The organism is Metabacillus sp. Hm71, from assembly GCF_051842955.2.
Lineage (GTDB): Bacteria > Bacillota > Bacilli > Bacillales > Bacillaceae > Metabacillus.
The window spans coordinates 2,421,801-2,447,224 of sequence record NZ_CM200278.1 but is presented as its reverse complement, the minus strand read 5'-3'; the positions used below and the strand labels follow the sequence as shown (position 1 = coordinate 2,447,224).

26 protein-coding genes and 2 pseudogenes are annotated in these 25,424 nt (G+C 36.9%); all 28 read right to left on the bottom strand.

Annotated elements, in window-relative coordinates; translation table 11 throughout:
- Positions 1–5: 5 nt before the first annotated feature.
- Positions 6–506: a chemotaxis protein CheD gene (locus ACSVDH_RS11560; RefSeq protein ID WP_439249495.1), complete on the bottom strand. Its 501-nt coding sequence runs from the start codon at positions 504–506 to the stop codon at positions 6–8.
- Positions 496–1,137, bottom strand: coding sequence for a chemotaxis protein CheC (locus ACSVDH_RS11555; protein ID WP_439249494.1), 642 nt, complete (start codon positions 1,135–1,137; stop codon positions 496–498). The genes ACSVDH_RS11560 and ACSVDH_RS11555 overlap by 11 nt, the downstream gene beginning before the upstream one ends.
- Positions 1,138–1,146: 9 nt before the next feature.
- Positions 1,147–1,608, bottom strand: coding sequence for a chemotaxis protein CheW (locus tag ACSVDH_RS11550; RefSeq protein ID WP_299090120.1), 462 nt, complete (start codon positions 1,606–1,608; stop codon positions 1,147–1,149).
- Between the two features lie 233 nt (positions 1,609–1,841).
- A pseudogene (locus ACSVDH_RS11545) lies at positions 1,842–3,437 on the bottom strand (chemotaxis protein CheA); the annotation flags it as partial.
- A gap of 216 nt (positions 3,438–3,653) precedes the next feature.
- Positions 3,654–3,878 (bottom strand): annotated as a pseudogene (locus ACSVDH_RS11540) (Hpt domain-containing protein); the annotation flags it as partial.
- 20 nt (positions 3,879–3,898) lie between these two features.
- Positions 3,899–4,993 (bottom strand): protein-glutamate methylesterase/protein-glutamine glutaminase, encoded by a 1,095-nt coding sequence (locus tag ACSVDH_RS11535; protein ID WP_439249492.1) that lies wholly within the window; start codon positions 4,991–4,993, stop codon positions 3,899–3,901.
- A 5-nt stretch (positions 4,994–4,998) separates the two neighbouring features.
- Positions 4,999–5,865 carry a MinD/ParA family protein gene (locus tag ACSVDH_RS11530; protein ID WP_439249491.1) on the bottom strand — a complete coding sequence of 289 codons (867 nt, stop codon included), beginning with the start codon at positions 5,863–5,865 and terminating at the stop codon, positions 4,999–5,001.
- A gap of 6 nt (positions 5,866–5,871) precedes the next feature.
- A complete protein-coding gene (gene flhF, locus ACSVDH_RS11525) occupies positions 5,872–7,011 on the bottom strand; it encodes a flagellar biosynthesis GTPase FlhF (protein WP_439249490.1) in 1,140 nt (379 codons plus the stop codon).
- A complete protein-coding gene (gene flhA, locus ACSVDH_RS11520) occupies positions 7,008–9,044 on the bottom strand; it encodes a flagellar biosynthesis protein FlhA (RefSeq protein ID WP_439249489.1) in 2,037 nt (678 codons plus the stop codon). Before flhA ends, flhF begins: the two co-directional genes overlap by 4 nt.
- Before the next feature lie 76 nt (positions 9,045–9,120).
- Entirely contained in the window at positions 9,121–10,209 is a 1,089-nt protein-coding gene (flhB, locus tag ACSVDH_RS11515; protein WP_439249488.1) for a flagellar biosynthesis protein FlhB, read from the bottom strand.
- Positions 10,196–10,987, bottom strand: coding sequence for a flagellar biosynthetic protein FliR (fliR, locus tag ACSVDH_RS11510; protein ID WP_439249487.1), 792 nt, complete (start codon positions 10,985–10,987; stop codon positions 10,196–10,198). The genes flhB and fliR overlap by 14 nt, the downstream gene beginning before the upstream one ends.
- Positions 10,988–10,990: 3 nt before the next feature.
- Positions 10,991–11,260 (bottom strand): flagellar biosynthesis protein FliQ, encoded by a 270-nt coding sequence (gene fliQ, locus ACSVDH_RS11505; protein WP_439249486.1) that lies wholly within the window; start codon positions 11,258–11,260, stop codon positions 10,991–10,993.
- A gap of 15 nt (positions 11,261–11,275) precedes the next feature.
- Positions 11,276–11,941 carry a flagellar type III secretion system pore protein FliP gene (fliP, locus tag ACSVDH_RS11500; protein WP_439249485.1) on the bottom strand — a complete coding sequence of 222 codons (666 nt, stop codon included), beginning with the start codon at positions 11,939–11,941 and terminating at the stop codon, positions 11,276–11,278.
- Complete coding sequence (locus ACSVDH_RS11495) at positions 11,934–12,608, bottom strand: flagellar biosynthetic protein FliO (protein WP_439249484.1); 675 nt, start codon at positions 12,606–12,608, stop codon at positions 11,934–11,936. The genes fliP and ACSVDH_RS11495 overlap by 8 nt, the downstream gene beginning before the upstream one ends.
- A 13-nt stretch (positions 12,609–12,621) precedes the next feature.
- Entirely contained in the window at positions 12,622–12,984 is a 363-nt protein-coding gene (gene cheY / locus ACSVDH_RS11490) for a chemotaxis protein CheY (protein ID WP_299090100.1), read from the bottom strand.
- Positions 12,985–13,010: 26 nt separating this feature from the next.
- A complete protein-coding gene (fliY, locus tag ACSVDH_RS11485) occupies positions 13,011–14,228 on the bottom strand; it encodes a flagellar motor switch phosphatase FliY (RefSeq protein ID WP_439249483.1) in 1,218 nt (405 codons plus the stop codon).
- Positions 14,218–15,219: a flagellar motor switch protein FliM gene (fliM, locus tag ACSVDH_RS11480; RefSeq protein ID WP_439249482.1), complete on the bottom strand. Its 1,002-nt coding sequence runs from the start codon at positions 15,217–15,219 to the stop codon at positions 14,218–14,220. Before fliM ends, fliY begins: the two co-directional genes overlap by 11 nt.
- Positions 15,220–15,250: 31 nt before the next feature.
- A complete protein-coding gene (gene fliL / locus ACSVDH_RS11475; protein WP_299090092.1) occupies positions 15,251–15,676 on the bottom strand; it encodes a flagellar basal body-associated protein FliL in 426 nt (141 codons plus the stop codon).
- Positions 15,669–15,890: a flagellar FlbD family protein gene (locus ACSVDH_RS11470; RefSeq protein WP_299090090.1), complete on the bottom strand. Its 222-nt coding sequence runs from the start codon at positions 15,888–15,890 to the stop codon at positions 15,669–15,671. The genes fliL and ACSVDH_RS11470 overlap by 8 nt, the downstream gene beginning before the upstream one ends.
- A gap of 56 nt (positions 15,891–15,946) precedes the next feature.
- Entirely contained in the window at positions 15,947–16,891 is a 945-nt protein-coding gene (gene flgG / locus ACSVDH_RS11465) for a flagellar basal body rod protein FlgG (protein WP_439249481.1), read from the bottom strand.
- Positions 16,892–16,940: 49 nt separating this feature from the next.
- Positions 16,941–17,366, bottom strand: a complete 426-nt coding sequence (gene flgD, locus ACSVDH_RS11460) for a flagellar hook assembly protein FlgD (RefSeq protein WP_439249480.1) — start codon at positions 17,364–17,366, stop codon at positions 16,941–16,943.
- Between the two features lie 12 nt (positions 17,367–17,378).
- On the bottom strand, positions 17,379–19,580 hold the full coding sequence (locus ACSVDH_RS11455) for a flagellar hook-length control protein FliK (protein WP_439249798.1): 2,202 nt from the start codon (positions 19,578–19,580) through the stop codon (positions 17,379–17,381).
- 21 nt (positions 19,581–19,601) lie between these two features.
- On the bottom strand, positions 19,602–20,204 hold the full coding sequence (locus ACSVDH_RS11450; RefSeq protein ID WP_439249479.1) for a MotE family protein: 603 nt from the start codon (positions 20,202–20,204) through the stop codon (positions 19,602–19,604).
- 10 nt (positions 20,205–20,214) lie between these two features.
- Entirely contained in the window at positions 20,215–20,658 is a 444-nt protein-coding gene (fliJ, locus tag ACSVDH_RS11445; RefSeq protein ID WP_439249478.1) for a flagellar export protein FliJ, read from the bottom strand.
- Entirely contained in the window at positions 20,658–21,980 is a 1,323-nt protein-coding gene (gene fliI, locus ACSVDH_RS11440) for a flagellar protein export ATPase FliI (protein WP_439249477.1), read from the bottom strand. The genes fliJ and fliI overlap by 1 nt, the downstream gene beginning before the upstream one ends.
- 4 nt (positions 21,981–21,984) lie before the next feature.
- Entirely contained in the window at positions 21,985–22,743 is a 759-nt protein-coding gene (fliH, locus tag ACSVDH_RS11435; protein ID WP_439249476.1) for a flagellar assembly protein FliH, read from the bottom strand.
- A complete protein-coding gene (fliG, locus tag ACSVDH_RS11430) occupies positions 22,736–23,752 on the bottom strand; it encodes a flagellar motor switch protein FliG (protein ID WP_439249475.1) in 1,017 nt (338 codons plus the stop codon). Before fliG ends, fliH begins: the two co-directional genes overlap by 8 nt.
- Positions 23,753–23,764: 12 nt before the next feature.
- Positions 23,765–25,369, bottom strand: a complete 1,605-nt coding sequence (fliF, locus tag ACSVDH_RS11425) for a flagellar basal-body MS-ring/collar protein FliF (protein WP_439249474.1) — start codon at positions 25,367–25,369, stop codon at positions 23,765–23,767.
- Between the last annotated feature and the right edge of the window lie 55 nt (positions 25,370–25,424).

Below are 25,424 nucleotides of genomic sequence, written 5' to 3'. Positions count from 1 at the left end.
TCTAATCAAATCACTTTTGTACCTTGATTTACTGTTCGTATGGTAAGTTCACATGTTTTTGGATCAAATTCAATGGTTCTTCCACTATTACCACCAACATCCGAACTTATAAGGGTAATATGAAATAAGTTCAACACGTCGATGATGGCCTCTACATTTCTTGGCCCGATCCTCATCATGTCACTGACTGATTGAAATTGAAACATTTGAGCACCGCCCGCCATTTTGGCTTGCAGCGACCTGCTTTTCGCACCAGCTGCTACTAAACGATTAATTAGCTGCGGTATAGCAGTATCAGCATATTTCGCATGATTGAATATCCCTTTATTTGCAAGCGAAGAATCTGGCAGCATAATATGTGCCAATCCTGCAACATCATTTATTTTGTCAAATAAAACCAACCCTACACAAGATCCTAAACCAGATGTTCTGATACGATTAGGAGCCTTTACCACGTTTAGATCAGCAATACCAACTTTTATTATTTCAAAGGAATCATTCTTCATCATTTACACCTAGTGCCTTAAAAAGCTTGTTAAACGAGCTTGGATCAGGCAAAAGAAAAAAATGACCCTTTACGGTATCAAACTTCTGCTGATCTTCTTCTTTTATAACTGTATCGATAATGATTGCATAATCACCAATATCAGATAATTCCAATAAGCCATGACTGATCACTGCACCAAACATATCGAATGATAAAGCAGGAACAGAAGGATAAAGATGTAAATCTGTGAGGTCAGACAAGGATGAAAGGTAGGATCCGGTTAAAATATTCCCTAGTTCCTGAAATGCTGATAATCCTATTTCATTATAAAATGGCTCCTTTAATGTAAAAGTGGAATCCCCGATTAATTGACCAATAAAACGTTCAGCTTGTTCAATACTAAGAACAAAAAATAATGACCCCGGTATGTCTCCTTCAATTCGCAAATACACACTTGCAATCACAACCTCCGGACCGCCAAGCCATTCCGTTAATTCGTTGAAAGAGACTACCTTTACATGAGGAACCATCATGTCAATTTTTTTATTTAACAACTTTGAAAGTGCAGTAGCCGAGTGACCGGCCCCGATATTACCAACCTCTTTTAATACATCTAGATGTTTATTAGAAAGAAGATTTACATATTCCATATTCTGCACCTACATAAGCATGTGGGGTTCTCGTTCCATCTCTAAAATCTCGTCTAAATCAATCATGACGATCAGACGTTTTTCAAGCTTAGCCACACCTTGAATATATTTTTCATGGACGGCACCCACTACTTCAGGTGCAGGTTCGATAAGGTCAGAATCAATATCAATTACATCGTTTGCAGCGTCGACTATAAATCCGACTTCCTTATCATCCTTTGAAACAATAATTATACGGGTGCTTTCATCAGTAGAAAGCTCTTCAAAACCAAAGCGATTACGTAAGTCAATTATTGGTGTCACTACACCTCTTAAGTTAATAACCCCTTTAATATAAGGAGCTGTTCTAGGAACTCTAGTAATTTGTTGAAACTTTTCAATTGATCGAACTTGTTGCACAGGAATACCATATTCCTCATCTTTTAACTGAAACACGATGATTTTTATGTTATCCGATATGAATTCACTCATATGATATACCCCTTCCCGAGCATTTCCTCTATTTTAGCCATCTTAACGGGCAGCAAAATTCCCTCTTCAAGTTTCAAGAAAAGCTAAGAAATAAGTTGGGAATAACTGCCCGTAAAGATCCGACGAAGGACAGGATGTCCAAGTCAGGCGAAGCCACATGATGTGGCGGTTTAAGTGTAATAAGTCTCGAGAACCATCAGTGGGGATGAAGAAAACACCCACTGAAGGAAGTCTCACATAATTAAAGCATTACAATCAATAATTAGAGCAACTTGTCCATCTCCTAATATTGTTGCACCAGAGATTGCAAAAACGGAAGTTAAATAGTTTCCAAGTGATTTTAGAACGACTTCTTGTTGACCAATAAAGGAATCAACTACAAGTGCCGCCATTTTTTCCCCTTTTCGTACAATTATTATAGAAACATAGTCTTCATTCACTTTTTCTACCGGTACTTCAAAGATCTCTGTCAAAAATACTAAAGGTACAATTTTGCCACGGTAATCAATAACCATTTGATTATGGGCATGAAGGATATCTTCATTTTTTATAACCGCTGTTTCAATAATTGAAGAAAGCGGAATGGCGTATTTCTCCTTTTGTAATTCAACAAGCATTACTGAGATAATCGATAAAGTGAGTGGTAGTTGAATAGAGAATAACGAGCCTTTTCCTTGTTCTGCATCGATTGAGATTGAGCCTCCGAGTGATTCGATCGTACTTTTTACCACATCAAGTCCTACACCTCGACCGGATATATCAGAAATTTGTTCTGCAGTTGAAAAACCTGATGAGAATATAAGCTCATACACTTGTTTATCAGTTAAGGCTGCAGCTGATTGCTCTGTAACAACTCCTCGCTCAATCGCCTTTTGTAAAACTTGTTCACGATTAATACCAGCCCCATCATCCTCAATCTCGATGAATACATGATTTCCGCTATGGTATGCTCGTAAACTAACGTTTCCTTCCTCTGGTTTCCCATTTTCCAACCTAACTTGGGGCATTTCTATGCCATGATCAATCGCATTTCGTAATAAATGCACAAGCGGATCACCAATTTCATCAATGACAGTTCGATCCAATTCTGTGTCTGCACCGCTAATTTTCAGGTTTATCTTTTTATTTAGATCCTTTGCAAGCTGACGAATCATCCGAGGGAAACGATTAAAAACTGTTTCGACCGGTACCATCCGCATATTCAAAATAATGGTTTGAAGATCTCCGGAAATCCTCGACATCCTTTCAACCGTTTCATCAAGTTCACTATTATTTAAATCCTTTGAAATCTGTTCTAATCTGCCACGGTCAATCACAAGCTCTTCAAAAAGATTCATTAAGATGTCTAAACGCTCAATATTAACGCGAATCGTTTTGCTACTTGTTGCAGCAACCTGTTTTTTCACCTTTTGCAAATTGGTTTCCTTGTCCTGTTCATCTTTTTCTTCCCTTTTTCTCACATTCTCTCCGCTCTGGACTGTACCAGGAGTTGACTTTGTTTCTAGGGAGCTATTTGCATTGTCGGGGTCTATTATTTGTACAAACACCGCTTCAATTTCAGATACCTTCATAATTTTTTCTTTAATTACATCACTTGGTTCTTTTGAAATAATGGCCACAGTAAATTTGGAATCAAATTTTTCCTCTTCTAAAAGCTCTACAGCTGGAACGGCCTTGATCACTTCACCAATTTGTTCTAAAATTTCAAATACCATAAAAACTCTTGCACCCTTTAATAAACAATCCTCACGAAGAGAAACCGTCAATTCATAGGCGCTAAAGCCTTGTTCTTTTGACTGCTTAATAACTGTATATTCAAACTCATCATATTCATCGATTGCTTGTTTCTTATCTTCATTGCCGGTTTGATCAGGATTGGCCGGATTTTGACTAATTTCACCATGTTCGATTGCTTTTAGCATCTCAACAATAGCAGATACGTTCTTTTTACCATCACCACCTGCTGCAATAGAAAAAACCATTTCCTCAAGCGCATCTAAAGAGGCAAAAACGGCATCAAACAGGGAAGCTGTCACAAAAAGCTTTTCTCTTCTAATTGCATCTAATACATTTTCCATTTGATGGGTTAAATTTGCTATATCTTCATACCCCATCGTTGCACTCATTCCTTTTAACGTATGAGCTGAACGAAAAATTTCATTGACAATAGATAGATCATTAGGATTTTTCTCTAAATCTAGTAATTTTTCATTACATGATTGTAAATGCTCTTTACTTTCTTCAATAAAAACTTCTAAGTATTGATTCATATCCATTCGGACAACACCTCTTATTTTCGAATAAACTCCATGATAGAAGCTGCGATATTATCTAAATGTTCTACTTTATCAACTAAGTTCGTTTTTTGCGCTGATTTAGGCATCCCAAAAACGATGGAAGATTGTTCTGATTCTGTAATGGCATTTACAGCACCTGATAATTTAAGCTTTTTTAGTCCTTCCGTCCCGTCAGAGCCCATGCCAGTGAGAATAACGGCAATTTTCCGATAATCAGGTAGTTCACTTAATGCTTCAAATAACTCATCAACAGAAGGCCGATGACCGTTCCGTGGATCCGTTTTATCCAGAATCACCTTTAAAGAATCGCCGGATTTTTGGACCTTAAGATGAGAACCTCCTGGGGCGATATAAGCTACTCCTTTTTTTACCTCTTCACCATGCCTGGCTTCCTTTACTATAATCCTCGAAATCGAGTTAAGCCGGTTTGCAAGTGATTCCGTAAAACCAGACGGCATATGCTGGACAATAAAAATCGGCACATCAATGTCAGCTGGTAATTTTGGCAAAACTTGCTGCAAGGCTCTTGGTCCCCCTGTAGAGGTTCCTATACAAACAATTGATTTCAAGGAAGTCGATTTCGGAATGTAAAGTTGTCGATTATTAAAATATGAGTCTATTTTACTATATCCTTTTTCCTTGTTGATACTATTTTTTATATTTGGATTCCTTTGTAATTTCCCAATGTTAGCAGACTTAGCAAGCAGCACTTTTTTGATTAGCTGTTCCTTCACTTTATATAAATCTAATGAAATGGCTCCAGAAGGCTTTGCGATAAAATCAAATGCTCCATCTTGCAATGATAAAATCGCATTTTGGGCACCTTCTTTTGTGGTGCTGGACAACATAATAACAGGCTTCGGAAATTGTTTCATGATCTTCTTTAATGCCTCAAGTCCATTCATTATGGGCATTTCAACATCCATCGTAATAACATCAGGATTTAATAATTCAACTTTCTTTACTGCATCTTGACCATTTCTCGCAGTTCCTATCACTTCAATCTTTTCTTCTTCGGAAAGTAAATCAGGAATTAATTTTCTCATGAAGGCTGAATCATCTACGACAAGGACGCGAATTTTCCCCACTCCCTTTACCTCCCTCTCACGAAGAAACTTTTAAGCTTTGAAATAAAAGGTGCTTGTTCAGCTTCCGTAAAAATGAACGTTTGATTCTTTAAATATTCCTTTGACATTTTACTAATCACCTTACTAGCTTGTGAGCTTGGCTGATAGACAATAAAAGGTTTTTGAGCAATTACGGCTTTCAGGATTGCAGAATCATCTGGAATGATTCCTAATAATGAAGCCTCACGCTTAAGAAACTGTGACATTGTTTGTTGAAGTCTACTAAATGCAGCAGCCCCTGTACTGTAATTTAGAGCACGATTAACAACAATTGAAAAGGCAGTTGAATCATGATTGATACAAACATGTTTTATTGCTGCATATGCATCTGTCAGTGCGGTAGGTTCCGGGGTGGTTATCACAATTATTTCATCTACTGAAAGTAAAAAAAGTAAGCTGTCTTCAGAGATTCCAGCACCCATATCAAAAATAATAAAATCATATTCTTTCATTATTTGTTCTAATTCTCTTAAAAATCGCTGAAATTTCCTGTCATTCATTCGAAATATGGTCCCCAATCCGGTTCCCCCAGAAAGATAATCCAACCCAATTACCGATGTTGAGATGGTTTCTTTTAAAGAAAGATTCTTTTCAAAAAAATCAACGATTGTGAATGTTGAGCTTTCCCCCATAAGAATTTCGATATTCCCCATACCGATATCTAAATCACACAATAAAACTTTTTTATGTACATTTTGTAAAGCTAAGGAAAAATTCAAGGAAAAGTTAGACTTTCCGACTCCTCCTTTCCCGCTCATTACTGCTATTGATTTCGATTTTGTATGAAAAGCGTTCAGGCGCTCTCTTAATTTATCAGCTTGATCGTTTCCCATATTCCTTTACCTCAATATCTGTTCGACTATCCGTTCTCTTGTTGCTTCTTCGATATCATCGGGCACATTTTGACCATGTGTAGTATAGGCAATTCCCAAATTTGTTTTCATGATCACATCAAGCAAAGGGCCTCTTGTTGATGTTTCATCCAACTTTGTAAAGATAAGCTTATCTATTGGAATTACTGAGAATTGCTCATAAACAGCGAGCATATCTACTGTTTTTGCAGTAGCAGCTAAAACGAGAAATGTTTCAATTTCATGATTAAAATCAATGATTTTCTGGAGATCCTTAACATATTGGGACTCTAAAAAGTTTCGACCAGCAGTATCAATAAAAATAAAATCATACTGATCAAGCTTTTTTTTCGCAGCAATAAAATCATCTATGTTATAGCAAACCTCAATCGGTACTTTTAAAATATTTGCATAAGTCTTTAACTGATCTATTGCTGCAATACGGTATGTGTCTGTTGTGATAAAAGCTACACTTTTTTTCTTCTCCAATACACATTCTGCAGCTAATTTTGCTAAGGTTGTTGTTTTCCCAACACCCGTCGGACCGATTACATTTATATATTTCTTTTGAAAAGAGATGCCGCCAAACTCTATTCCCTCAAGTTCATTTTTGAAGAGTTCTGCTTCTTTTTCTCTAAGCTGTTCAAAAGTTACATCTCCATTTTCACTATGCCAATACTCTATTAGCTTTGATATCACCCTCCCTCGTAAAGAAGGGTGAACCTCTTGTTTTGTCATTTCTTTTAGTATCATTTTAAGCGGTTCAGGATAAAATTCACTTTTTTTATTAGTAGAAAAGGACTGAATTACCCCCTTTAACTGTTGGATTTCATCCAATAACTGCTGATTTTGTTCTTTCACAAGCGGTTCATTATCAGTCGCAGCCTCCCTCTTTGGCGTTTCAAAAGCAGCAGCGTTACGAACATGCTTCGTCTTTCCTACAAGTTGTTGTGATATTTCAGGGTCAATAGCCGCTATAACTTCAATGTTTTTTTTTGAAAAAAGCCCTAAAAACCCGCCTGTTTGCGTTACTTTTGAATTTAAAATAACAGCGTCATTGCCCATTTCAGAACGAATCTGATTCATTGCTTCCTGCATTGATGAAGCAACATATTTCTTTACCTTCATTCAATATTCACCACCCCAACACTTTGAACTTCTACATTTGATTCCAATTCGTTATAAGATAAAATTGGCACTTGTGAAAAATAGCGGTCTGTAAGCTGTCTTACATACATCCTTACTGCAGGGGAACACAGGACAATAGGTGTTTGCTGCTGCAGTGAAAGTTTTTCAACCTCTTTGGCGATTCCTTCAATAATCGCTTGCGAGACATCAGGGCTTAATGATAAGTAATTGCCATGTTCTGTTTGTTGTACACCATCAGCAATCATTTTCTCAATTCTTCCTGATAATGTGACAACCTTTAGCATTTGATCTTGATCAACATATTGAGCTGTTATTTGTTTAGCTAATGCTTGTCTTACATATTCACCAAGCAACTCTGAATCAGAGGTCATTTTGCCAAAATCAGCCAATGTTTCAAAAATAATTGGGAGATTTCGAATCGAGACCTTTTCTTTCAAAAGCTTAGCAAGCACCTTTTGAATGTCGCCAATCCCAAGTGGTGTTGGTGTGACCTCTTCTACTAAAATAGGATAATTCTCCTTAAGATGATCCACTAATTGTTTTGTCTCCTGTCTGCCCAAAAGCTCATAAGCATGTTGTTTTATCACTTCTGTTATATGTGTTGAGACAACAGAAGGCGGGTCAACAACTGTAAATCCATACATTTCTGCTGAATCCCTTACTTCTTCTGCAATCCATTTTGCTGGCAGTCCGAATGATGGCTCGATCGTATCGATCCCTTCAATGGTTCCATCCTCAATTCCAGGTGCCATTGCTAAATAATGATCGAGAAGAATTTCTCCTCTTGCCGCTTCGTTGCCTTTGATTTTTAATCGGTATTCATTAGGCTGCAGTTGGATGTTATCACGGATACGGACAACTGGTATAACAATTCCTAATTCGATGGCTAATTGCCGTCTTATCATTACGATCCGATCTAGCAGATCCCCCCCTTGATTCGCGTCTGCAAGAGGGATTAATCCATAACCGAACTCAAATTCAATCGGATCGATTGTTAATAAATTGACAACACTTTCCGGGCTTTTCATTTCATCCAACTCATGTTCCTGTTCCAGCACTTCTTCATCTGGCACCTGTTCTATCTTCGATTTTGAAATCATATATCCTCCAAATGCGAGAAGACCTGCTATAGGCAATGTAAGAAATATCCCAATCGGTGTAAAAAGGCCCAATAATAAAATGGTACCTGCAGCAACATAAAGCATTTTTGGAAATGCAAATAATTGTGCTGTTATATCCGTTCCTAAATTCCCTTCAGATGCTGCTCGTGTCACAACAATTCCCGTTGCTGTAGAAATTAAGAGAGCAGGAATTTGGCTCACAATCCCATCGCCAACTGTCAGCATCGTATAATGGGCTGCTGCTTCACTAATTCCCATGCCATTTTGCATCATGCCAATAATAATGCCAAACAGCATATTAATTAACACCATAATAATTCCAGCAATAGCATCACCTTTTACAAACTTACTGGCACCATCCATTGCTCCATAAAAATCTGCTTCTTTTGCAACTTTTTCTCTTCGCTCTCTTGCTTGTTGCTCAGTTATCATTCCAGCATTTAAATCTGCATCGATACTCATTTGCTTTCCGGGCATAGCATCTAATGTAAACCGGGCAGCCACTTCAGAGACACGCTCTGAGCCTTTTGTAATAACAATAAACTGAATAATAATCAGAATGATAAACACGACAAAACCAACTAGTACATTTCCTCCAGTTACAAAGGTTCCAAATGTTTCAACAACCTTTCCTGCATCACCTTCCGATAATATTGCTCTAGTTGTTGAAACATTCAACCCTAGACGGAACAGTGTCAAGAGTAAAATCAGCGATGGAAAAATCGAAAATTGCAACGGTTCATTCATATTCATTGATGTAAGGATCACTAACAATGCAAGAGAAATATTAATGATAATTAAGAAGCTTAATAACCACCCCGGAAACGGAATGATCAGCATGGCAACGATTAAAATAACACTAAGTAATACAGATAAGTCCCTTGCAGACATGTATCTTCTCTCCTTAAATCAATCAATCTTTCATCTATCTTTTATGCATCGAATGTCTATCTATCATTTAATAATACTAATTTCTTTCGATTGCTTTTGCTTGATAGACATAGGCAATTATTTCTGCAACTGCCTGGAAAAACTCCTCAGGTATCGCTTGTCCAATTTCAACTTGTTCATATAAAGCTCTAGCAAGAGGTCTATTTTCAACGAGCATAATATCATTGGACTGAGCAATTTCTTTTATTTTTTGGGCAATAAGATCAACCCCCATCGCTACAACGAAAGGAGCATCCATTTTTGATTCATCATATTTTAATGCAATGGCATAGTGTGTTGGGTTGGTAATGACAACATCTGCAGTTGGGACATCCTGCATCATCCTTCTCATTGCCATTTCACGCTGCCTTTGCTTAATTTTCGATTTTATTAATGGGTCACCTTCAGATTTTTTATATTCATCCTTAATGTCCTGCTTTGACATTCGGAGATTTTTTTCATGATCATAACGTTGATAGAGATAATCTAAAAATGATAAAAACAATAGTGCTGCTGATGCAAACAATCCCATTTTGACGGTTAATGTTGAGATAAACAGAAAAGATTGTTCAATTGCCAATTGCGATAAGCGCAGAATATTATCCATATCAAACCAAATAACTGCAAAGGTGACAAAACCTACAAAAGAAATTTTTAATAATGACTTACATAGTTCAACAATTGCACGAATTGAATAGATCCTTTTAAAACCTTCGATAGGATCCAATTTATTTAACTTCATTTGAAGCACTTCGGTTGAAAACAAAAATCCAACTTGAAGATAATTTCCAAGAATACCAGCTACTAATGCAATAGCCATAATTGGAGCAAGAATTATGACAGCTTGATAGGACATCGTTAATAAAAAATCATGTACATTTTGATCCGTAAGTTCTAAAAGTAGATAGTCCTGGAAGGTCCCCTTCATCATGAGTAAAATGCGATCTCTCATAAAAGCACCGATGAATAAAAACGATAAAAATACAGCTAATAGGGATAGAGCGGTATTAACATCCGCACTTTTGGCAACTTGCCCTTTTTTACGTGCATCCTGTTTTTTGCGCGGCGTAGCTTTTTCTGTTTTTTCTCCTGCAAAAAACTGCAAATTTAGTTTAAGACATTTCATTGCCTACTCCTCCAAGCATTTCCATAAGACCGCGCATTGTTAATGCCATCGTCTCAAATAGCTGCTGCATGAATACAAATAATGCACCCATAACCAAAATAAGCATGATAAAGCTTACTCCAATCTTCAAAGGAAGACCTACAACAAAAATATTTAACTGGGGAACGGTTCTGGCCACGATACCCAATGCAAGATCGACTAAAAATAATGAACCGACTACTGGTATTGACATTTGGAAAGCAATCATAAACATCGAATGAAACGCTCGAACAACGAATTCGATCACATTTTCCTGTCCCAAAGGCAATGATAATTGATCGATCGGAACGAATTGATAGCTATAAAAAACTCCGTCTAATAAAAGATGATGTGCGTTAATGCTGATCATCAATAAAAGAGCAAGCGTATATAAAAATTGACCAATTAATGGACTTTGTACACCAGTTTGCGGATCGATGACGTTTGCAATGATAAACCCCATTTGAAAATCTATAAAGCTGCCGGCGATTTGGACTGCTGATAGGAGAAAGTAAGCAGTAAAACCTATCATTAAGCCGAGGAGTGCTTCCTTTATAATAAGCATAAAATACTGACCATCTATATCAATCGTTGGAAAATCCAAAGCAAAAAACATGATCCATGCTAAAAAGAAAGAAAATCCAATCTTATGCACGGTAGGGATGTTTCGATAAGAAAATAATGGCAAGGTTATAAAAAAAGCAGTTATTCTCATAAAAACTAATAGAAATCCAGGATAGTTTTCAATTATTGTGATCATCCTTTACCCCACAAACCTATTTAAATTCCCAAAAATATCTTGCGCATAAGAGACCAATGTTGAGAGCATCCATGGTCCGAAAAAAATAAGTCCAACTAACACAGCAACGATTTTCGGAATAAATGCAAGTGTTTGCTCCTGAATTTGAGTAGTTGCCTGAAAAATACTTACGACTAGTCCAATCACAAGCGCTAATAATAATAACGGTCCACTAATAATTAACGTAATATATACTGCTTTTTCTGCTAATGAAATGACAAACTCTGAACTCATTCATTCTCACCCATTCTAAAAGCTTTGCAACAAGGATTTAATAATTAAATACCAACCATCAACTAACACGAATAACAGAATTTTGAAAGGCAGAGAAATCATAACCGGCGGCAGCATCATCATCCCCATCGACATGAGGACACTTGCCACGACCATATCAATGACTAGAAACGGAATAAAAATCATAAATCCAATTTGAAACGCCGTTTTAATTTCACTAATGGCAAATGCCGGAACTAGAGCTGTCAATGGTATATCTCCGATTGATTCTGGTTTTTCAACACCTGCATAATTTAAAAAAAGGGCTAGATCCTTCTGTCTCGTATGTTTGCTCATAAATTCCTTAAATGGAACCGCAGCGCGCTCATATGCTTCTTCCAATTGAATCTCTTCATTAAATAATGGTGTCAATGCTTGTTCATTCACCTTTGAAAAGGTAGGTGCCATAATAAAAAAAGTCAAAAATAAGGCAATGCCGATCAAGATTTGATTTGGAGGCATTTGCTGTGTAGCAAGTGAAGTTCTTACAAAAGAAAGAACAATAATAATCCGTGTAAAACAGGTCATCAGAATTAAAATACTCGGGGCAATCGACAAGACCGTTAATAACAATAATAGCTTTACAGACGTACTAACACTTTCCGCATCACTATTATTAAAAAACTCCATAAATTCATTCATGCTTGTTTATTCCCTTTCTTTTAACATCCTCAAGCTGTTTTTTCCGTTCTTTTTTCACTTTTTCCAGTTGGTCTTTAAACGATGACGAAAAAGCTGCTTTTTGATTGGTTGTCTCATTCAGTTTTCTATTCTGTTTTAGAATAAGCTTTTGAATAAAATCCTTTGGTTCGACCATTTGCTGCTTCTTACGTTCAAATTCTTCTACTAATTCGATCCTCTCTTCTTCATCATCAATTTCTTTGAGTAATGATATGGATTCACCGACACCAACCACTAATAAACGCTTTCCAACCTTTATCATCTGAATGGATTTATTTTGTCCTAAACTAGTTCCACCAAGGTTCACAATTATTTGACCTTGTTGAAAAAAATTGTTTCGCTTTGTAACAAACTTTAATAAAAAATAAATTAATAAAAGAACAAAAGCTAAAGCCATAAGCATTTTTATAAAATCAAATGCTGAAACGGAAACGGCATTGTCTTGAGCAGCAGGCTCCTTACTTTGAATTTGATCAATTGGAGCAGCTTCCGCATCCTTTGACTGCTCTTGTTCTATCGTTTCATATACACTCTCATTTCCGGTTTCCTCCGCAAGGACAATTGCCGCTTGCGGAGAAAACAGAATTAGAGCGACAACAAACAACAAAAGATAATGTTTATGAAGCAATTTTACTCCACCTTTAGCCCAATGTTTTTCCGATCGCTTCTAATACTCTGTCTGCTTGAAATGGCTTTACAATAAAGTCTTTTGCTCCTGCTTGAATAGCATCAATAACCATTGCTTGCTGACCCATTGCAGAACACATGATCACCTTTGCATTTGGGTTGATTTGTTTAATCTCCTTTAATGCAGCAATACCATCCATTTCAGGCATGGTAATATCCATCGTTACGAGATCTGGCTGGTGTTCTTTATATTTTTCAACAGCTTGAACACCATCAGCTGCTTCAGCAACGATTTCATAACCATTTTTCGTTAATATGTCTTTAATCATCATTCTCATAAATGCTGCATCGTCAACAATCATAATTTTATGTGCCATAAATTCCACTCCTAATCTATTTAACTTTATTTAAGTTTATTTAAGCGTTCCGTCTGGCTAATAATATCTGTTACACGCACGCCAAAATTTTCGTCAATAACGACGACTTCCCCTTTAGCAACAATTTTACTATTCACCAAAATATCAACTGGTTCTCCTGCGAGCTTATCAAGCTCAATGATCGAACCGGACGATAGTTCTAAAATCTCTTTAACAGAACGCTTCGTTCTTCCTAATTCCACTGTTACCTGCAATGGAATATCAAGAAGCATGTCAAGATTCTTTGTATCCTGACGTTGCAATTGTACTGGCTCAAACGAAGTAAAATCAGCAGGTTTTACATTAACTGTTTGCTGCGGATGATGCCCTGTATACATTTGTTGTTGTGTCCGTTCTATATTTTGCTGGCTTGGTTGTTGCTGTAATTGGTGTGAATACATTTTTTGCTCAAGTTGATTTATTCCGATTCCCTGATTGCTATTACCATGAAGCTTAATGTTTTCTATCAAAGATGACGGCTGCTCAATCACAGCTTCAGCCGTAACAGCCTCATGCTTTGGACTGATTAACTCCTCAATTAAGTTTTTCGCAAAATATAAAGGTAATAATTGCATTATATTTGAATCAATAAGGGTTCCGATCTTTAAGTGAAAGGAAACCTGAACTAATAATTCATCATTGACAACCTCGGGTGTATCATCGCTTTGGTTAACATCAAGCAGTTCAACGCTCGGTGGTGAAATATCAACTTTCTTATTAAATATGGTTGACATCGATGTTGCAGCAGAACCCATCATTTGGTTCATCGCTTCCTGAACGGCACTAATTTGGATTTCACCAAGCATCGCATCAGGATTCATTCCATCGCCACCTATCATTAAATCGGCAATGATAGCTGCATCGTTTTGCTTGATGACAAATAAGTTACTGCCAGAAAACCCTTCGGTATAATTCACTTCAATGGCAACATATGGGTGCAGAAACTGTTCACCTAATTTACTTTTACGGACAATAGAGACACTTGGTGTTGTAATTTCAACCTTTTGTTGTAATAAATTAGATAATGCTGTTGCAGAACTTCCGAATGATATATTTCCGATCTCCCCAATAGCGTCCTCTTCCATCGCATTAAAATAATCCTCAGTTTTCAAGCTTTCTTCCCCGTTCACTTCTACAGTTGTATCAATGCTTGTTCCATTTAACAAAGCATCAATTTCATCCTGAGATAACATATTATGACTCACCTTCTTCGTCACCCCTTGTTACGTGATCAATAATTTGAACCGCTAATTTCTTGTTCAATTTTCCTGGTTGTCCAATAAACTTTGGCTTTTCTCCTACGTTAACTACTAATGGCTGGTCGATGGAGCAGTCCAATTGGATAACGTCCCCTATTTGAAGGTGCAGAAAATCTTGAATTGACAATTCCGAAGAGCCAAGCTCCGCTGACACTGTTAATTCAGTTAATTGAATTTGTTTCTTTAAAGCTTCAATCTCAATTGGTTTAGGCTCTTTACGATCAGATTGCATCCAATAGTGAGCGGAAAGTCTTGGAATGATTGGCTCTAAAACAACATACGGTATACAAAGATTTATCATCCCACTTACTTCTCCAACTTGTATATTTAGTGAAATCACAACAACGGTTTCATTTGGAGAAACCATCTGTAAAAATTGTGGATTTACTTCAAATTCAGCCATTACCGGTTCAATATCAATGATCGAGTCCCAAGCTTCCTGATAGTTATCCAGAGACTTTTCAAATATGTTTGAAATGATTTTCGTTTCAATTTCTGTTAAATTATCAATCTTGTTTATGCTTGATCCAAGTCCTCCCATTACTCGATCCATCATGGCGTATGCGATATTCGGGTTTACTTCCATGAGGACTCTTCCCTCAAGCGGCTGAACTTCAAAAACATTTAATACAGTCATTTTCGGGATCGAGCGAATAAATTCCTCATATGGCAATTGATCTACTGATCCAACAGAAATTTGAATATACGTACGAAGCTGTGCTGAAAAATAAGTGGTTAGTAACCGTGCAAAATTATCATGTATTCTTGTTAAGCTGCGGATTTGATCCTTAGAAAAGCGTAAAGCCCTCTTAAAATCATAAACTTTTACCTTTTTATTGGCCTCTTCCTTCTTTAATTCATCTGCATCCATCTCACCAGCCGAAATGGCAGAGAGCAAGGCATCAATTTCACTTTGTGATAAAATATCACCTGCCAAAGATTTCACCTCCTAATAAATTCTTTTTATCTTATTGAAGGATATAGGAAGTGGTATAAACCTTATTGATCTTGCCTTCTTGCATTAAACCATTTGTTTTTTGCTTAAGCGCTGCTTTCAGCTTGTCCATCCCTTCTTTTCCTTCAAGCTGTTCAGCGGTCATATTGGCTAATTCTGAAATGATAATATCGCGAATTTGAAATTCTCGTTGTTCCAATTCCTCTTTTGCTTTTTTAGAATCGGTTTCGATTTTGAATGATAGGCGTACGATGTTTCCACTAGCTAAATTTGTCGTGATTTCCGGGATATCCACACTTGCCTCAACTACCTCTTCTATTGATGGTTCATTATGCTCCTTATCACCTTGAAATTTCATGACAACAACTAACGCTGTCACACCTATTAAAGTAATCGAAATGATAATGACAAGCATAATGCTTAAAAGCTTTTTATTCATCCTCCAAGACCTCCGAGCCCTTTCTTAACGACAGAACATTAATATCTCTATAAAAAGAGGCAATTCTCATGCAAACCTCTTGTTCTGGCTCTTTTACAACGTATTTATGTCCATTAGTTAACGTGATGGTTGTATCAGGAAATGATTCAATGACTTCAATATATAATGCATTTAGTGAAAATGGTTTTCCATTTAGTCTAGTTAACTGAATCATAGATGCATGGGCTAATAATTATGAAACGGATTTTTTATCAGCCCGCTTCCCCTTTCTTAACGTTTTAGCCCCATTAATTCCTGCAGGATTTCATCTGACGTTGTAATAATCTTTGTATTTGATTGGAATCCGCGCTGGGCAACAATCATTTCAGTGAATTCTTCAGCAAGATCTACGTTTGACATTTCTAAGGCGCCGGAGATGATTGTTGAAGTTCCATCTTCACCGGCAATTGATAGATCATTTAAGGCGATACCATTGTTATCTTGATCTACTGTTCCGGAGTTTGCTGATTCTCGATATAAATTCCCGCCTACTTTTTCCAAACCGCCTTCATTTGCGAAGTTCACGACTCTAATTCGGCCACCAACGTTTAATTCACCATTTTCATTAACGAAATTCACAGTACCATCTGGTCCAATACTAAAGCTTTGAGCTGTTAATGGGATCTGGATGAGACCAGGAATTTCAGTTGGAGTAGTTCCAAAGTTATTCGCGTCCACTTTACCTGATTCTCCGATAACATACATACCATCTGCGGTAACGAGATATCCTTTATCATCTAAATAGAAATTACCAGACCTCGTATAATTTAAATTAATAGCATCTTTAATAGGACCAGTAATTCGATTAGTCCCTGAATTATTACCCTCATCAATGTCTACTGCATCAGGATCATTAAGTGTCCCAACAATAAAAAACCCTTCACCATTTAATGCAAGGTCCAATGATCTAGATGTTATTTGCGTCGATCCAGTTGTGTGAATTGTATCGATTGAGCTGATTTGTGATCCTAAACCAACTTCCTTTGCATTTGTTCCGGATTTATTATCTGTTGCACCAGCTGCACCAGATATTTGCTGACTAAATAAATCAGAAAAAGTTGTACGCGATTTTTTAAACCCATACGTATTGACGTTAGCAATGTTGTTACCAATAACATCTAATTTTGTTTGAAAGTTTTTCATTCCGCTGATTCCTGAGTATAATGAACGTAACATGTCAGATCTCTCCCTTTAGCAATCAAATTTTTCAGTAAGTATCGTTGAATTACTCGGCGTTGCTTATTTTTTTTATAAAATCACTTGATATTTCTTTCCCATCCTCCAGCACTAGCATAATCCCTGTTTCAGATTGTTTAATTGCTTTAACAATGCCGCCTCCAGTTTGTTCTTCAGCATTCATCCATTCGACATGCTTTCCAATCATTTCAGAATATTTTAAGATAGATTCTCCTTGAGTTTGGGTAGTTAAAAATCTCTCCAACATATTTGCCATATTTGTTGTTTGCTCTAATGATGAAAATTGAGCCATTTGCGCGATGAATTCTTTATCCTCCATCGGGTTAAGAGGATCCTGATGTTGCAGCTGTGCCATCAGGATTTTTAAAAATTCATCTTTTCCAAGACTGGAGTTACCTGTAGTGGTTGTACTTGGTTTACTTGTTAACAGTAAACCCGGATCAATTGAAGTCAATTTATTTCCTCCCTACACAGTTGCATTTAAAACTTCTTTTAATGATTCAATAAAGCTCTTCTCATGCTCTTTGTCTTCCTCATCACGTTTTTGCTCAGCATATTCCTTCTCTTGTTTTTGGTCAGAATTATGTTCTTTAGATGGTCTAACATTTTGCTCTGTGAATAGCTCAAACCTTTCAATCTCAATTTGCACTGTCGGAAGTGCCTGCTTTAGCTGATTCAAGCTATGGTCTAGAAGGTCTCTTGCTGATTCGGTTGATGTAATAATTCGTGCTATCATCTCACCTTTTCTTTGAAGTAATCTGACTGTCAATGATCCAAGATGCTCTGGATTCAATTTGATCAATAAACGATTTGCACCATTTGGCAGTTGAGCAAATTTACTCGTTTTAAACGCATTAACCAATTGTTTTGTAAACTCCCGGCGTGTTGACCTATCTGTTTCCTTTCCGCTTGGAGAGATGTCTAATTTATCAAGCACCATATCTAGTTGGATCGTAAATGTTTCTGCTTTGAGTTGGCCTGTTTGCTCAGCTTCATTCGCTTGAATTGGCAGCTTTAATGCTGGTAGCAGCTGATCTGCTCGGCCATTTATTGTTTTGCCGATGAAAGGTTTATATTCTTTAACTACAGAACTTTCATTCTTAACGATTGATTGCTCATGGTCTTTTGTTAGCTTTGTTTTTAAGCTTTCATTAAAAATATGAATATCCTTAGGAATAAAGCCTTTTTGTTCTAACTGCTGATATTCGAACTGGAGAACCTTTATCGCACTTTCTACTTTCTTTACTAAATCATTTAAGTCTCCTTGTGTTGAGGGGATATCCATTTCTTTCATTAACATCTCTACTCGTTTCATGAATGGGTCCATTTTTTGTGTCAACTCATTCGCGTTAAATTCATAGTGAGGTTCCGTTATATTCATAAAGTATGGACTTCTATTCATATCTTTCATGTTTAATAGTGAGAGGATGGATTGTGTTTTTCCTGGAAACCTATTAAATAAATCTGATTGAATGTTTTTTATACTAGCATTGTTATCAATGCCCTGATCATGATTATTACCGATGTATTGATTTATTAAATTGACAACTTCAATTATAAAATTAGAGCTATTTTTGGACACTTCAGGAAGTTGATTAAGTTCTGATTGTAATAAATAGATGGTTTCTTCAATTTTTTTTAATGCTTCTGATTGTTCAGTTTGCTCCTTATTAATTGAATATAGGAATCTCTCTTTTTTTTCGAATTGTATTGGCTTATTAAACAACGGATCCTGTCGATCATTAGATATGGAATTTTTTAAAAAAATTTCTCCGACAACGGACATACTTTGAGTTTTATTAACGTAACTATCTAATTGGCTGTAAAGAGTGTTTTCTGTAAATAGACTGTTAACCGTATTATGAAATATTGTTTTAATTAATGATAAATCTGCGTTACCTATAATATGTTGAAGACTATTTTTACTCTCTAGATTAGTTGTTGATGACAAAATTTCATGTAATATCTCTTTTTTCATTTCGGCATCTACTATTGGCATTCTTTTCATTTCAGCCAATTTATTATTTATTACAATTAATTTTTCACTTTTATGTAATCTGCCCGTTTCATCACTAGTTACCCAGTTTTTTAGCACTATTTGCCCTTCTATTAAAACTTTATCTTGCAAATCCATCTGTTCGATTGCCTGATTCAGGTTTGAAGATGAAAGAGGCTGTGTATTGATATAACTAGGGTACTCCCTTTCTAACATATTGTTTAGCATCGATTTGTATAGGGTGAAATCTACATTTGCTTCTGTTGCTTCTATTGTTTCAAATGCTTTAACGATCGTTAATACTCCAACAGCCTTTGGAGATATTTTTACTTGATTAAACCATTCATCATATGAGGCAGCTTCACTAAAATGCCTGCTTGTTTCATTTTCAATAAGTGAAATAAGCGTATTAAAAGAAAGCGATGGTTTTTCTTGCTGGCACTTAGATAAGATAGCTTGTTCTATTTCAGGCAGTCCAGATAAAAGCTGATTTAGTTCATCTATTATCACATCAAAAGACAGGCCATTGATGAATGAATCTTGATTCTTTATGTGAGATTTAGGATTTTCGTTTATGGTTTCAGCTAAACATTTATGAAATGATAATCCGCTAGATTTAGAACTATTTTTAGTTTCATCAGAAGCTAGATTAAACATTTGTAATATCGGCATGATCTTCACTTAATCACCTCCTTACTCACTGTTTTCAGCTAATAAATTGGTAAACTTAACCGCATCATCAACAGTCATTTTCGCCAAGATGTCCGCTATCTGTGTGTCATCTAGTGAAGTTAAAATAAACAACGCTTCATCATTATTTAGTTTTGGGATAATTTCAGCTGCTTTTTTGCTGGACATGTTTTCGTATAGCTTTGCAAGATCGACTGTATTTTCTTTTGTTTCAGCACTATTTAGACTTTCGATTTGCGTTTGCAATGATTTTATTTCTTGATTTAACTTTTGTATTTCCTTTTCCTTTACCGATACATCTTTCTCAAGGGCATCAATCATCGCCGTTTGTTCTTCAAGCGTGTTCTGAAGCTTTTCACTTTCTTCCTTTTGCTGCTCATCCTGCTCTTTACCTGTTTTTTCGTTGACAACTTGGTCTTCTCCCTTCTTATTAAACAGGTTTTCAACAAGAGATGCTTCAGTTAAAACTTCTTTGGTTTTACCTAGGACATCAAAGCCTGCAACTGAAAAGATAATACCTAGTAATACAACTGTGAAGATGAACGGTATAAAGATGACGAAGAAAAACCATTGAAATTTCCCATATTCTTTCTTTTCACTTTCCATTTACTCACACCTAATTTCCACGATACAAATATGACTGAATTGAAAGGTCATCCATATGCTTGTTTTCAAGCTCGTTCATTGCTGCAAAATAATTCTCTTGCTGCTTTTCTTTAAGTTTTTCGTATTTTTTCACTTCAATATTGTGATGCATTAGCTTTACTTGCTTTTCATTCATTCGCTTTCGCGTCAACTGCACAAGCTTTTGATAATGTGAAATAGACTTTTCCAAATTGCTAACAAATTGCTGATAATGTCTAATTTCTTGTACAGACATCCCTTGATTAAGCTTTGAAAGTGTATTTTCTTCAAGCACTTCTTTCTGTTTAAGAGAATCATAAAGTTGATGTGCAACATGCTCAAAGTCATGTACCGATTGATTAAACTCAGCAAATGATCTCTCTTTTTCACTTTCTTTAATATCCATGATTTTTTGAAATCGGAATTGGAAAGCCATTAAAAATCACCTTTTTCCATTAACTGTATGAGTGAATGAATACTTTGCTCAATTGTCATTTTGTCTTCAACATTTTGCTTTAAGTATGAAATAATCTTCGGATAAAATCTGATTGCCTCGTCAATTTCCCTTGAGGATCCTTTTTTATAAGCCCCAATATTGATTAAATCTTCAGAATTTAAGTATGTAGAAAGAAGTTCTCTTAATTTTGCTGCTGCAATCCTGTGTTTTTCGTCGACAATTTGGCTCATAACACGACTTATGCTTTTTAAAACATTAATTGCAGGAAACTGCCCCTTATTTGCGAGTGCACGGTCTAGTACGATATGTCCATCAAGTATACCGCGAACTGTGTCTGAGATAGGCTCATTTAAGTCATCACCATCAACCAAAACCGTATAAAAGGCGGTGATCGTTCCACTCTCATTTGTTCCAGTTCGTTCTAGCAGCTTTGGCAGAATTGCAAATACTGAGGGCGTATACCCCTTTGTTGTTGGAGGTTCGCCAACAGCTAGGCCAATTTCACGTTGTGCCATTGCTACACGTGTAACTGAATCCATCATAAACATCACATTTAACCCTCTCTCACGAAAATATTCAGCTACTGCAGTTGCTGTATATGCTGCCTTGAGTCTCATTAACGCAGGTTGATCTGATGTCGCAACAATGACGATTGAACGCTTAAGTCCCTCAGGCCCTAAATCACGATCGATAAATTCCCGTACCTCGCGACCGCGCTCTCCTATTAAGGCAATGATATTAATATCAGCATTTGTATTACGTGCAATCATTCCCATTAACGTACTTTTACCAACCCCACTTCCTGCGAAAATCCCGACACGCTGACCTTTTCCCACAGTTAACAGGCTATCAATCACACGTACACCTACTTCGATTTTTTCATGAATCGGCGGTCGTTTCATTGGATTTGGCGGTGATTGATCTGTCGGTACTTTTGCCAGCCCTTTTGGTAAATGAGAATCATCCAAGGGCTGACCAAATGCATCAATTACTTTCCCAATCAATCCTGTTCCTACCTCTATTTTTAATGGAGCTTCAGTCGCTTCAACTATGCTTCCAGGCGATAGGTCTGTCACATGCAGATATGGCATGAGCAGGACATTTTCGTCCTTAAAACCTACTACTTCCGCAGGAATTTTTATCTTTTTCGTCACATCCGTATAGATATAACAAAGGTCACCAATCGAGCTTTCGGGACCTCTTGATTCAATCATTAAACCTACTACTCTTTTGACTTTCCCAAAACGTTTATAGGAATCTAGCAACTCAATTTTATGAATCAAATCTAACGCTCTCAACATAAGGTCACCCTTCATTAAGCAGTTGCAATAATTGCTTCTTTAATTGCTCTAATTGTGTATCAATACTAATATCAATACGGCCAAAAGTAGACTCAATAAAACAGTCATTTACTTTTAATTCTTCATTGGCATAAATACTTACGTCTTGGCTATTAGTAGCTAAAAATGCAAGTTCATCCTTATGAGTGAGTAAAAGCTCATAATTAGCAGGGTGAACATGAATTTTAATATGTTCATGCTCCTTCACTTCATTCAAGCCTTGTTTTACTAACGGCAAAAAGCGTTCAGGTGTTTCACTTAATGAAGAGGCAATAACCTTTTCTGCCAGTTTGATTGAAAGAGCTAATATCTCTTCTTCTGCAGATTGTATTTTTTCAGAGTAATCTTTTCGAGCCAAGTCCACAATTCGCTTAGACTCTTCAATAAAAGCCTGATGCTGTCTTAGAGCTTCTTGCCGCCCCAGCTCCAGTCCTTCTGCATAAGCCTCATGTCTCACCTGTTCAAAAAGCTGTTCTCGTTCTTGCTCCCAAGCCGCTCTTTCCACTTCTATTTGCTGCATAATAGCTGTTTTTTCTTCAAGTGCCGCTTGAATCAAACGTTCTCTCTCTTCTTTAGCAGATTGTATAAGATAGGAAGCTTCCAGCTTTGATTTAGGGTTATCCATTTCTTTAGATGTTTCATGAAGGAGCATCTTGAGACCTCGGACTGCTATCGTCTGTTTTTCATCCTTGTTTGTGTATTGAGATTTTATCAGCCTAGACAATAATATCATCTCCTCCACCACGGGCGATGACGATCTCACCAGCTTCTTCTAATCTCCGGATAACCCCTACAATTCTAGATTGAGCATCTTCCACATCACGAAGGCGGACTGGCCCCATAAATTCCATTTCTTCCTTAAATGTATCGACCATACGCTTTGACATGTTTTTAAAGACAATTTCTCTTACTTCCTCACTTGCAACTTTAAGTGATAGCATTAAATCATCATTCTCCACATCTCTGATTACACGTTGAATTGCACGATTATCAAGCGTAACGATGTCCTCAAAGACAAACATTCTCTTTTTAATTTCCTCCGCCAGCTCAGGATCTTGAACTTCAAGTGCGTCAAGAATTGTTTTTTCGGTTGCGCGATCCACTCCGTTCAGCACTTCAACAACTGCTTCAATCCCGCCGGTTTGTGTGTAATCTTGTGTTACTGTTGAAGATAATTTTCGTTCCAAAATTTGTTCGACTTCATTGATGATTTCTGGAGAAGTTCGATCCATGACCGCAATTCTCCTTGCAACATCCGCTTGTAACTCTTGTGGCAGCTCCGATAGGATTTGACCTGATTGTGCAGGCTCTAAGTAAGATAAAACAAGTGCAATCGTTTGTGGATGCTCATTTTGAATAAAATTCAAGATTTGTCCCGGGTCTGCTTTTCTAGCAAAGTCAAATGGCTTTACTTGTAATGACGATGTTAACCGCTGTATGATGCCTGTTGCCTTTTCTTTTCCTAATGCCTTTTCCAATATTTGCTTCGCATAGGCTATTCCCCCCTGGGAGATATAATCCTGCGCCATTGCAATTTCATGAAATTCTTCAATGATTTCTTCTTTTTTATTCGCTTCAACCGTACGCACTCCAGAGATTTCGAGTGTCAATTTTTCAATTTCATCTTCTGACAAATGCTTGTAAACAGATGCAGAAACTTCAGGTCCCAAAGAGATTAAGAGGATGGCAGCCTTTTGCTTGCCTGTCAGTAGATTTTGTTCCTTTCTAGCCATGTTCTTAACCCCCTATTCCTCTGAAATCCAAGTGCGTAAAAGTTTTGCAAAATCTTCCGGCTTTTCTCTCGCCATTTTTTCTAATTGCCTTTTACGTACTGTTCCCTCAGTTTCAACTACAGTATTAATGTCTTGTACTTTAATTGGCTCTTGTATCGGTAATTCTTCTTCCACTTCTATTTCTATATCATCAAGCTTTTTCTTTCTAATTAATAAGATGACAAGAATGATAATAGCTACCAAAAGAACACCTGCAACAATATAGATCCATATCGGTAAAGCCTGTTGTTGTTCTGTTGTAGCGAATGATTGTTTCCCATCAAATGATTGAACAGATACCACAACCTTTTCAGCTAACTGCTCATCTGTTAATGGAGTGTCTGTCGGTTCTTCATTGATTGACGTCCGAATAATAGTCGAAAGGATTTGTTGAATATCTTCCTCACGTTCAGCAGTAAATGAAAGAGGATCGTCAGGATTAGGCGGTTCAACCATTACTTGGATTCCGATGTCACGGATTTTATAAGGACTTTCAATAATTTCCTTATTAATTCGGTTAACCTCATTATTGATGCGTTCTTCAATTCGTTCATACTCCCCGTCACCAGAGGTTTCCGATGTCGCCTCATAGTTCGGAATATCCGTATTCCCTGTGCCATTGACTCCCCCAGCTGCTACTGCACCATTGCCAGTATAAGCTTCTGTAATTCTTTCAACACTTACTGCAATTCCCTCATCACTATTCTCGGTTACTGGAGAAACAAGATTTTCTTGGCGTTTTTCTTGGGTAAAATCGATATCTGTCGTGACAGAGACAACAACCTTTTCTTGCCCCATCATCGTTCCTAACAGTTTTTGAACGTCACGCTGAATATCTTGTTCAATTTGCGACTTAATTTCTTGCTGGGATGCATAGCTCGTGCCTTGCGATGCATTTTGACCACTATTTAAGTCATAATAGTTAAAGTTTTGATCCATAATGACGATATTGTCAGTAGAAAGATTCGGAATGCTCTTTGAAACTAAATGAAAGAGCGCATTTACTTTTTCTTGATCTAAACTGGCACCTGGCACTAGATTTAGAACGACTGAAGCCGATGACCCTTCTGTCTCTTCACCGACAAAAACAGATTCTTGCGGGAGATTGATCATCACATTTGCATCTTTTACACCTTCAATTCCCTTCATTAAATTAGCAAGCTCTGTTTGTGTCGCTTTAAGTTTAATAACATCAAACTCTTTATCTGTCATACCAAAGCCTGAATCCTGACCAAAAAAGGAATAATCAATAACACCTGTGTCTGGTATCCCTTCGGCTGCAAGTTCTACCATTAACGTATCAACTTGTTCCTTAGGTACAAGTATCGTTGCTCCATTATTTGTGATTTCTGATTGTACACCCTTTGAATCTAGCGTTTCTTTTATTTGGCCGGTCTCAGCAGGTGACAGGTTTGAATATAGTGGTACTAAATCTGGTTTAGACATAAAGTAAGTTAATAATCCGGTAACAGCAAAAAATATTACTGTTCCACTTATGATTAACGTTTTTTGCAGTTTACTTCCTTTTTGCCATATTCCATTAAGCTTATTATTTATATTTTTAAATTTTTCGTTCATTCCATAAAGTCCCCCGGTTATGATGGCATATGCTATTTGTATTTACCGCTAACCG

Bases quoted from the DNA above. Each gene is read 5' to 3' on its own strand.
- ACSVDH_RS11560 (WP_439249495.1), bottom strand. From the start codon at position 506: ATGAAGAATGATTCCTTTGAAATAATAAAAGTTGGTATTGCTGATCTA.
- ACSVDH_RS11555 (WP_439249494.1), bottom strand. From the start codon at position 1,137: ATGGAATATGTAAATCTTCTTTCTAATAAACATCTAGATGTATTAAAA.
- ACSVDH_RS11550 (WP_299090120.1), bottom strand. From the start codon at position 1,608: ATGAGTGAATTCATATCGGATAACATAAAAATCATCGTGTTTCAGTTA.
- ACSVDH_RS11530 (WP_439249491.1), bottom strand. From the start codon at position 5,865: ATGGGAAACGATCAAGCTGATAAATTAAGAGAGCGCCTGAACGCTTTT.
- flhF (WP_439249490.1), bottom strand. From the start codon at position 7,011: ATGAAGGTAAAGAAATATGTTGCTTCATCAATGCAGGAAGCAATGAAT.
- flhA (WP_439249489.1), bottom strand. From the start codon at position 9,044: ATGTCTGCAAGGGACTTATCTGTATTACTTAGTGTTATTTTAATCGTT.
- flhB (WP_439249488.1), bottom strand. From the start codon at position 10,209: ATGAAATGTCTTAAACTAAATTTGCAGTTTTTTGCAGGAGAAAAAACA.
- fliR (WP_439249487.1), bottom strand. From the start codon at position 10,987: ATGATCACAATAATTGAAAACTATCCTGGATTTCTATTAGTTTTTATG.
- fliQ (WP_439249486.1), bottom strand. From the start codon at position 11,260: ATGAGTTCAGAGTTTGTCATTTCATTAGCAGAAAAAGCAGTATATATT.
- fliP (WP_439249485.1), bottom strand. From the start codon at position 11,941: ATGAATGAATTTATGGAGTTTTTTAATAATAGTGATGCGGAAAGTGTT.
- cheY (WP_299090100.1), bottom strand. From the start codon at position 12,984: ATGGCACATAAAATTATGATTGTTGACGATGCAGCATTTATGAGAATG.
- fliL (WP_299090092.1), bottom strand. From the start codon at position 15,676: ATGAATAAAAAGCTTTTAAGCATTATGCTTGTCATTATCATTTCGATT.
- ACSVDH_RS11470 (WP_299090090.1), bottom strand. From the start codon at position 15,890: ATGATTCAGTTAACTAGACTAAATGGAAAACCATTTTCACTAAATGCA.
- flgG (WP_439249481.1), bottom strand. From the start codon at position 16,891: ATGTTACGTTCATTATACTCAGGAATCAGCGGAATGAAAAACTTTCAA.
- ACSVDH_RS11455 (WP_439249798.1), bottom strand. From the start codon at position 19,580: ATGCCGATATTACAAATGTTTAATCTAGCTTCTGATGAAACTAAAAAT.
- ACSVDH_RS11450 (WP_439249479.1), bottom strand. From the start codon at position 20,204: ATGGAAAGTGAAAAGAAAGAATATGGGAAATTTCAATGGTTTTTCTTC.
- fliJ (WP_439249478.1), bottom strand. From the start codon at position 20,658: ATGGCTTTCCAATTCCGATTTCAAAAAATCATGGATATTAAAGAAAGT.
- fliI (WP_439249477.1), bottom strand. From the start codon at position 21,980: ATGTTGAGAGCGTTAGATTTGATTCATAAAATTGAGTTGCTAGATTCC.
- fliG (WP_439249475.1), bottom strand. From the start codon at position 23,752: ATGGCTAGAAAGGAACAAAATCTACTGACAGGCAAGCAAAAGGCTGCC.
- fliF (WP_439249474.1), bottom strand. From the start codon at position 25,369: ATGAACGAAAAATTTAAAAATATAAATAATAAGCTTAATGGAATATGG.